Below are 7,503 nucleotides of genomic sequence, written 5' to 3' on the forward strand. Positions count from 1 at the left end.
GTTGACCGCCGGTGTGCTTCTTCAGTTGTGCGATCCTCGCGCCACGAGCGGCCCGCCCGGGTGCCGGACGGGCCGCTCGCCCGGGTGCCGGGCGTCAGCGCTGCGGGCGCGGCGACAGCGTCACCTCGATGGTGTTGCCCGGACCCGACGTCAGCCCGCTGATCAGGCCGGTGAGCGGGCCGCAGCCGGTCAGCGCCGGCAGCGTGTAGACCCCCGCGAGGACGCCGCCCGCGAGCGGGTCGAACCCCGGCCCGGACTCCAGCGGGATCGACGCCGGTGTCTTCGTGCGGCAGTCCGGGCCGGTGCTGACGGGGATGCCGAGCACCGTGACGTGCGGCAGCTTCACGGTCACGCTGGAGGTCGACCTGAGCACGCCGGCCGCCAGCGTGCCGGTGGTCTTGGCCGCCTGCGCGAACTGGAGCTTCGCCTTGACCGGCACGAACCCGAAGGCCTTGAACCGGCCGGTGGCCGGGTCGAGCGTCAGGTCGGCGTCGAACGCGCCGGTGGACAGGTCGAGCGCGGCGGCGATGCCACCGGTGAGGGCGACCGTGCCGTTGGCGGCCTTGATCCTCGTGCCGCCGGTCAGGCCGTAGCCGTGCTCGACGACCGGCGGGCCCTGGCTCGCCTTCGTGCGGACCTTCACCTCGGCGCTCGCGCCCGACGTGTTGCCCGCCGCGTCCTTCGCCACGACCGTGAAGCTGTACTCGGTGTCCGGCGTGAGGCCGTCGACCGTGGCCGTGGTGCCGGTCGTGCCGCCGGCGGACGCGGCGCCGTTGAACACCTCGTAGCCCGTGACGCCGACGTTGTCCGTGGCCGCGTCCCACGCGAGCGCGACGCTGGTCTCGGTCTGGGCGGTGGACCGGAGATTGCCGGGTGCGGCGGGCGCCTCGGTGTCCGGCCGCGGCTGGGTGCGGGCGGTGACGGGCGGGCCGGCCGGCGAGCGGTTGCCCGCCGCGTCCTTCGCCACCACGGTGAACGTGTACTCGGTGTCCGGCGTGAGGCCGTCGACGGTGGCGCCGGTGCCCTCCGCGGTGGCGGCGAGGGTGTCGCCGTTGTAGACGTCGTAGCCCGTCACGCCGACGTTGTCGGTGGCCGCGTCCCACGACAGGGGCACGCTGGTCGGCGTGGTCGCGCCGGCGGTCAGGCCGGACGGGGCCGTGGGTGCCTCGGTGTCCTGCGCCGACGTGACGGTGACCGTGTGCAGCACGGTGCGCTGGGCCGCGTCGACCGGCGTGCAGTCCGCGACGAACGTGCCGAGACCGGTGTCGGTGCCGTCGGCCTTCTTCGGGGTCATGGTGAGCACGAGGTCGTGCACGGACAGCGTCGCGGTGCCCGGCTGGTCGAACCGGAGCGCGGGCGCGGCGCCCGCGGCGTCGATGACCAGGTCGCCGCTGGGCGGGATCGGCTGGTTCGGCACGGCCGCCGGCACCGCCACGGCGAGGTGGCCGCCCGGCGTGCGGACCAGCGACGTCGCGACCGCCGTGCCCTGGATGGTCTCCGCGCCGACGAGCCGCAGGCCCTGGGTCGCGGTCGGCCCGGCGTTCGACACGGCGGTGATGTCGAGCTGCGGCGTGAACTCGCCGACGCCGATCTCCGCCGGCAGGTCGGTGTCGATGTCGACGGTGACGTTCTGGTTGCCGATCAACGGGAACGGGCACGTGTAGACCTGGCGCAGCGGTGGCGTGCCGCCCGTGCCGGCCGGTGTCTCGGGCGTGACGGCGGCGCCCGAGACGGTGTAGGTCTGCAGCACGGTGTCCTGGTCCGGCGTCGGCGTGCAGTCGGCGACGAACGTGCCGAGGTCGGTCGGCGTGCCGTCGGCGCGCAGCGGGGTCATCTCCAGCACCAGGTCGGTCACCTCGACGGTGGCGGCGCCGGGCTGGTCGAAGCGCAGGCCCGGCGCGGAGCCCACGGCGTCGAGCACGAGGTCGTTGCCGACAGCCGGGATCGGCTGGTCCGGCACGTCCGCGGCGACCTGCACGGTGAGCGCGCCCTGGTCGCCGGGCGCGGTGACCTTCGAGGTGGCGCGGGCGGTGCCGCGGATCGTCTCGGCGCCGACGAGCCGCAAGCCCTGCGTGGCCGTCGGGCCCGCGTTCGACACGGCGGTGATGTCGAGCTGCGGGGTGAACGCGCCGGCGACGACCGTGCCGGGCTGGGTGGTCTTGATGTTCACCGAGACGTTCTGGTCGCCGATCAGGGGGAACGGGCAGCTGTAGGTCTGGGTCAGGTCGCCCTGGGCGGCCGAACCGGTGCCCGTGCCGATCGCGAGGCCCGCGACGACCATGGCCGCCACGCCGAGCCTCGTCAGCCCGAGGGCTGGTCTGCTGTGTCTCACGGAAACGTCCTCCCTGACGCCGAGCGCACGTCGGCAATTAAGGGGTGGAATGGTTCGCAGACGTGCTGCAAGGGGAAATTAACCAGGCCGCAACACTTGCGCAAGACTGCCGGATGACCATTCGCGGACGGGCCGGGAAATTGTCATTTTCGGACAAATACCCGGCCCGTGACCTGCATGGACGAGACACAGAAAGGGAAATAGCGAACGATTGGCACGCGGACGCGTATTTCCGGGACGACTTTTGGCACACCTATGACAAACCGCGCGCCGAGTGCTCGGCGCGCGGTCGTCGGGTGGTGAGGTCAGAAGGTGAGCCGCCAGGCGTCCACGTAGCCGGTGTCCTGGCTGTAGACGTCCTGGACCTTGAGCCGCCACGTGCCGTTGGCGACCTCGGAGGAGGCGTTCACGGTGTAGGTCGCGACCACGTTGGGCGTGCTGGAGCCGCTGGAGCTCTTGACCCGGTAGGTGGAGCCGTCCGGCGCGACCAGGTCGATCACCAGGTCACCGCTGTAGCTGTGCTTGATGTCCACGCCGACCTTGAGGGTGGAGGGGGCGTTGCCCGCGATGCCGCTCACCGTGACGTTGCTGTAGACCGCCGCACCCGCGTCCGGGATGTTCACGTTGTCCAGGTTCTCGAACACCTTGCCGGGCGGCTGCGGCGTGCCGCCGAGGTCGGCCGCCGCCTGGTTGATGGCCGCCGCGAACGTGCTCACCTCGGTGTAGACGCCGGGGTTGTCCGGCCGCGCGCACCCGTTGCCGTGGCTGACGATGCCGACCTGGACCCACGCGCCGTTGTTGTCGCGGCGGAACATGGGGCCGCCCGAGTCGCCCTGGCACGTGTCGACGCCGCCCGCGAGCTTGCCCGCGCACAGCTCGGCCGCCGGGATCAGGTCCGCGTAGTACGGGTCGGAGTTCTTGCACGTGGTGTCGTCGATGTAGTCGACGTTCGCCTTGAGCAGGTAGCGGGACTGGCCGCCGTCCTCCCGCGTGGCGCCCCAGCCGGCCACGGTGAACACGCCGGTGTTGTAGGCCGCGGTGGTGGCGATCGGCAGCAGCGCCGCGCCGGTGATCGGGCTGGCCAGCTTGATGATCGCCCAGTCGCCGCCGGTGGCCGTGCCGTAGGTGGGCGCGCGGTGCACGTAGGTGGACGTGCGGGTGACGCGAGTGGTGTCCTGCAGGTCCACCACGCCGTAGGTGGCGGTGATGGACGTGTTGTTGCCGGTGCGGCTGACGCAGTGCGCCGCCGTCAGCACCAGCTGGTCGGTCAGCATCGAGCCGCCGCAGCCCATGGACAGCCGCACCATCCAGGGGAACTCGCCCTTGGCGGCCTGGGTGCCGCCGACGACCATCGGCGTGGGGTTGACGGTGTCCGGCGGCGGCGGGGCGGCGATCGCCTGGCCCCCGAAGGCGGCCAGGGCGGCGACGATGCCCACACCGAGGGCAAGCGTCCTTCTCACGGTGTCGCGCACGGTTGGTCCTTCCCGCGCCCGGCCGGGATCGTGCTCGCAGGGTGGCCGGACGTCGAGATCGCAGGGAACTATCCAGCCGGCCCCTCTGCCGGCGACTCATCGTGCGTGGCGAACGGCCTGCTCACAATCCGTCGATCGACGGGAGTTCTTCCGGTGTGGTCCGTGGTAGGGCGTGGTTCTGCCGGTCGTGGCTCTGAGCACCGGCGAGCGTCCCGACTTGACTTCCACAGGTGTGAGTGGTTGATTACACTCGTGCCTGCCGCATCGAGTGAACGCCGCCTGTCGACCGCCGAGGAACGTCGGGAGACGGTCCTGCGCACCGCCATCGGCGCGTTCGCCGCCCGCGGCTACTACGGCACGACCACCGGCGAGGTCGCGAAGTCCGCCGGCATCTCCCAGGCCTACGTCTACCGACTGTTCCCCGACAAGGAGGCGTTGTTCCTGGCCGTGGTGGAGCACAGCTTCGCGCGGGTGAGGGAAAGCCTCGCCGACGGGGTCGCCGAGGCCAAGGGCAGCGCACCGGAGGACGTCCTGTACGCGATGGGCGACGCCTACGCCCACCTGATCTCCGCGGAGAACACGCTCCTGCTGGTGCAGATGCACGCCCAGTGCGCCGCGATCTCCGAACCGGCCGTGCGCGAGGTCTTCCAGCGCGGGGTGGCGCGGACGGTCGAGTACGTGCGCAGCGTGTCGGGCGGCAGCGAGGAGCAGGTGCAGCAGTTCTTCGCCATGGGCATGCTGTGCCACCTGGTGGTGGCGGCGCAGGCGGACGACATCGACGCACCGTGGGCCCGAACCCTGTCGAAGGGCATCCGCCACTACTGATCCCCTGCCTCCCTCAAGTGAGTAATCAACCAGCCACAGTGGTGTGCTGTGACCACAGTGGACAGTCCGCACCCCTTGCGGCCCTTGGGGCATCCGTTGACGTGACACCGGGCTGATCTCTAGGTTCGGGAGTGACACCGCCTCGTCAACGTCGTCGAGGAAAGGGCTTTCCCGTGACAGTGAGTCGACGTGGTCTCCTGGTGGCGGGCGGCGCCGGACTGGCCGCTCTCGGCACGTCCGGCCTCGGCCGGGCCGCCGCCTGGGAGACCGTCATCAACGGATCGTTCGCGAGCTACAGCACGTTGGAGTCGGTCTGGAACTACCGCTACCCGTGGGGTTCGGACCACAACGGCACGGCGCGGATGTACGCGAGCGCGTCCGACCACAACCACGTGTTCCTGGAAGGGTCGACGCTGGTCATCAGGGCGACCCGGATCAACTGGGACGAGGGCAACAGCTCCGCCGACCCGCACCTGCCGATCCGGTACCACTCCGGTGCGGTGCACGCCCGGCAGCACGTGCTGGTCAACGACCAGTTCCCGAACTGGGAGGTGCGCGGCGAGTTCCAGGCTCCGTCGACGCGCGGCACGTGGCCCGCGTTCTGGCTCACGGGTGCGAACTCGTGGCCGCCGGAGAGCGACATCCTGGAGTACAAGGGTGACGCGCGGAACTGGTTCAACACTTACAAGAACGCCTCGGGTGGCTGGTCGAACACCATTCGCCCGGTGTCGTCGCCCGGTTCCTGGCACACCTACCGGGCGTGGATCGCCAAGGTCAGCGCGACCGATGTCGACATCCACTACTACCTCGACGGGACGTGGGTCGGCCAGCACCGGGGCGCCAACTTCGTCGGCAAGCCAATGTGGATCATCATCAACCTGCAGATGGAGGGCTCCTCCGGCACCACCGGCCCAACCACCGACACCTACTACCGCGCCCGCAACCTCTACGTGGGCCGCACCCGCGCTTAAACCTTGTCCTACCCGCGCGCCCCTTCGTTCCCGCCGTCCCCATTTCACCCGACGGCGGGAACGCACGCGCTTGCACGTTCCACAATTTCGTGCAATCTAAGGACCTACCTTCAACCCACCTCTCCCCACCCACCCACACCGCCTCCATCCACCACCCTGAGTTCACCCTGATGGGTTACGTCGTCAGGAAACTTTGAACACACCATTGACGTTGCCGGGAAAGAAGGAGGCGGCAAGGCACGGCGGGCGGCCTGTCACGGAGACAGCCACGACACCCACCACGACCACTGTCAGGGTGCCAGCAGCCTCAGGGTGCCAGCACCGCCGGGCGTCACCCAGCACCGCCGAGCGTCACGAGGCGCCAAAGCGGACCTCGCGGGAGCACGGGGTGCGGGGAACACGGGGTTCGGGGAGCACGGGGTTCGGGAAGCACGGGTTCGCGGGCCCCGGGAGTGGGAGTGCGCCGCAGCCACCACGTCGCGGTCGTGGCCCTCCGAGTTGCGTGGGCCCGGTTCGTCGCGTGGGCCCGGTTCGGCCGGGTCGTGCCAGGTTCCGCCCGGTTCCGTCGATTCGGGCGATCGCGGGTGGGGGCGGAACTAAGATCGACTTATGCCGTCGACCTCGCTGTTGTTCGCTGGTGATCCGGTTGAGAAGGGGCACGGGTTGCGGGCGGTGGTGTCTTGTGTGGTTGCGGATGAGGTGGTGAGTGGAAATGGGAGTGGGGCGGCGCGGCGGGCCGGGGGTGGGGTGCTGCTCGTGCCGCCGTTGGTTCGGTTGATCGGTGCGCGTGGTGAGCGGCGGGTTGTGGTTGGTGGGGCGAGGGTTGTGGTGGAGGCCGGTGGTGGGACGTCGGTGGCGTTCGTGGTGCAGGCGGTGTGGCGGGAGAGTGGTGGGTGGCAGCAGGAGGCTGGAGGTGGGAGTGGAGGGGCGGAGGCGGATGTCGGGCGCCTGAAGGCGGAGGTGGTGGCGTCGTTGGCGGAGCCCGCGCACCTGGTCGACGGTGAGCCGCGGATGGCGGTGGTGACGGTGGCGAAGGCGTTCGCCGAGGCGTCGCGCAACGAGGTGACGCGGTTGCGCGGGTTGCGGTACGAACTGGAGCGGCAGGTCGCGGATTTGTTGGCGCAGCGGCGGTCGACGGCGTTGCGGTCGTTGTTGGCGCAGGTGATCGAGTTGTCGATGGCGTTGAGCCGGGCCCGTGACCACGCCCGCGAAGCGGTGCGCGACGGGCTTGGGATCGCGTTGTGGGACGTCGACACGTATCGGCACAACCGCGGCGAGGTGGTGGGTTCCACCCGGCCGTGGACGGAGACGCATCGGGCGGCGTTGCGGCACTGCGAGGCGATGGACGTCGAGTTGGCCGAGGAGGTCGCGCGGCTGCAGGCGTTGTTGAGCAGCATGGCGACGTTCGCGGTGGCGCAGGATGGTGAGGCGCAGCAGCGGTTCAACATGGTGGCGGCCGCGGCGGCGGCCGGGCTCGGGTTGCCCGCGTTGATCCTGTCGCTGTACGGCGCGGACTCGTTCCTGCCGTTCTCGTTCGACCGGGCGTGGCGGGCGTTGCTGCCGATCGCGCTGACGGCGTTGCTGGCGGTGGGGGTCGTGTTGCGGCGGATGCCCGGCCGGGCCACGTGGCGGCACTACGTGATCGCGGTCGGGTTGGTGGCCCTGTTGGTGTGCGTGCTGCTGGTGGCCGGATTGCTCGCGCCCACGACTGCATGACGGCGACCACTGCATAACGGCGACGACTGCGTGACGGCGGCACTGAGCGAGAGTGCGCAGCCGCGCGAGCGGCCCGCCTCCCCCCGAGTCGAGGGATGCTGTTGGCGAATGCGCCCCGTCAGCTTTGGCTGGCGGGGCGCAGCGCTGCGAAGTGCGATGTCCGGGTCGACGCGTGTGGTGTCCCCGC

At 70.5% G+C, this 7,503-nt stretch carries 5 protein-coding genes and 1 pseudogene; 3 read left to right on the forward strand and 3 right to left on the reverse strand.

What is annotated here, in order from left to right; translation table 11 throughout:
* Window positions 1-94: 94 nt before the first annotated feature.
* The 3 genes and pseudogenes from ABTZ99_RS39510 to ABTZ99_RS39520 form a co-directional block, all read right to left on the reverse strand.
* Window positions 95-2,332 carry a DUF6801 domain-containing protein gene (locus tag ABTZ99_RS39510; RefSeq protein ID WP_498772310.1) on the reverse strand — a complete coding sequence of 746 codons (2,238 nt, stop codon included), beginning with the start codon at window positions 2,330-2,332 and terminating at the stop codon, window positions 95-97.
* A 305-nt stretch (window positions 2,333-2,637) separates the two neighbouring features.
* Window positions 2,638-2,976: a proprotein convertase P-domain-containing protein gene (locus ABTZ99_RS39515; RefSeq protein WP_499618146.1), complete on the reverse strand. Its 339-nt coding sequence runs from the start codon at window positions 2,974-2,976 to the stop codon at window positions 2,638-2,640.
* Between the two features lie 27 nt (window positions 2,977-3,003).
* Window positions 3,004-3,804: pseudogene (locus tag ABTZ99_RS39520) on the reverse strand (S1 family peptidase); the annotation flags it as partial.
* A gap of 252 nt (window positions 3,805-4,056) precedes the next feature.
* Here ABTZ99_RS39520 and ABTZ99_RS39525 point away from each other — a divergent pair.
* From ABTZ99_RS39525 to ABTZ99_RS39535, 3 genes are all read left to right on the forward strand, one after another.
* A complete protein-coding gene (locus ABTZ99_RS39525; RefSeq protein WP_498772308.1) occupies window positions 4,057-4,629 on the forward strand; it encodes a TetR/AcrR family transcriptional regulator in 573 nt (190 codons plus the stop codon).
* Between the two features lie 173 nt (window positions 4,630-4,802).
* Window positions 4,803-5,600 (forward strand): family 16 glycosylhydrolase, encoded by a 798-nt coding sequence (locus ABTZ99_RS39530; RefSeq protein ID WP_498772306.1) that lies wholly within the window; start codon window positions 4,803-4,805, stop codon window positions 5,598-5,600.
* An 852-nt stretch (window positions 5,601-6,452) separates the two neighbouring features.
* The gene (locus tag ABTZ99_RS39535; protein WP_498772304.1) at window positions 6,453-7,316 is read left to right on the forward strand and encodes a hypothetical protein; all 864 of its coding nucleotides are present in this window, start codon (window positions 6,453-6,455) and stop codon (window positions 7,314-7,316) included.
* Window positions 7,317-7,503 lie beyond the last annotated feature (187 nt).

This window comes from Actinosynnema sp. NPDC002837 (assembly GCF_040295345.1).
In the GTDB taxonomy this organism is placed as follows: domain Bacteria; phylum Actinomycetota; class Actinomycetes; order Mycobacteriales; family Pseudonocardiaceae; genus Actinosynnema.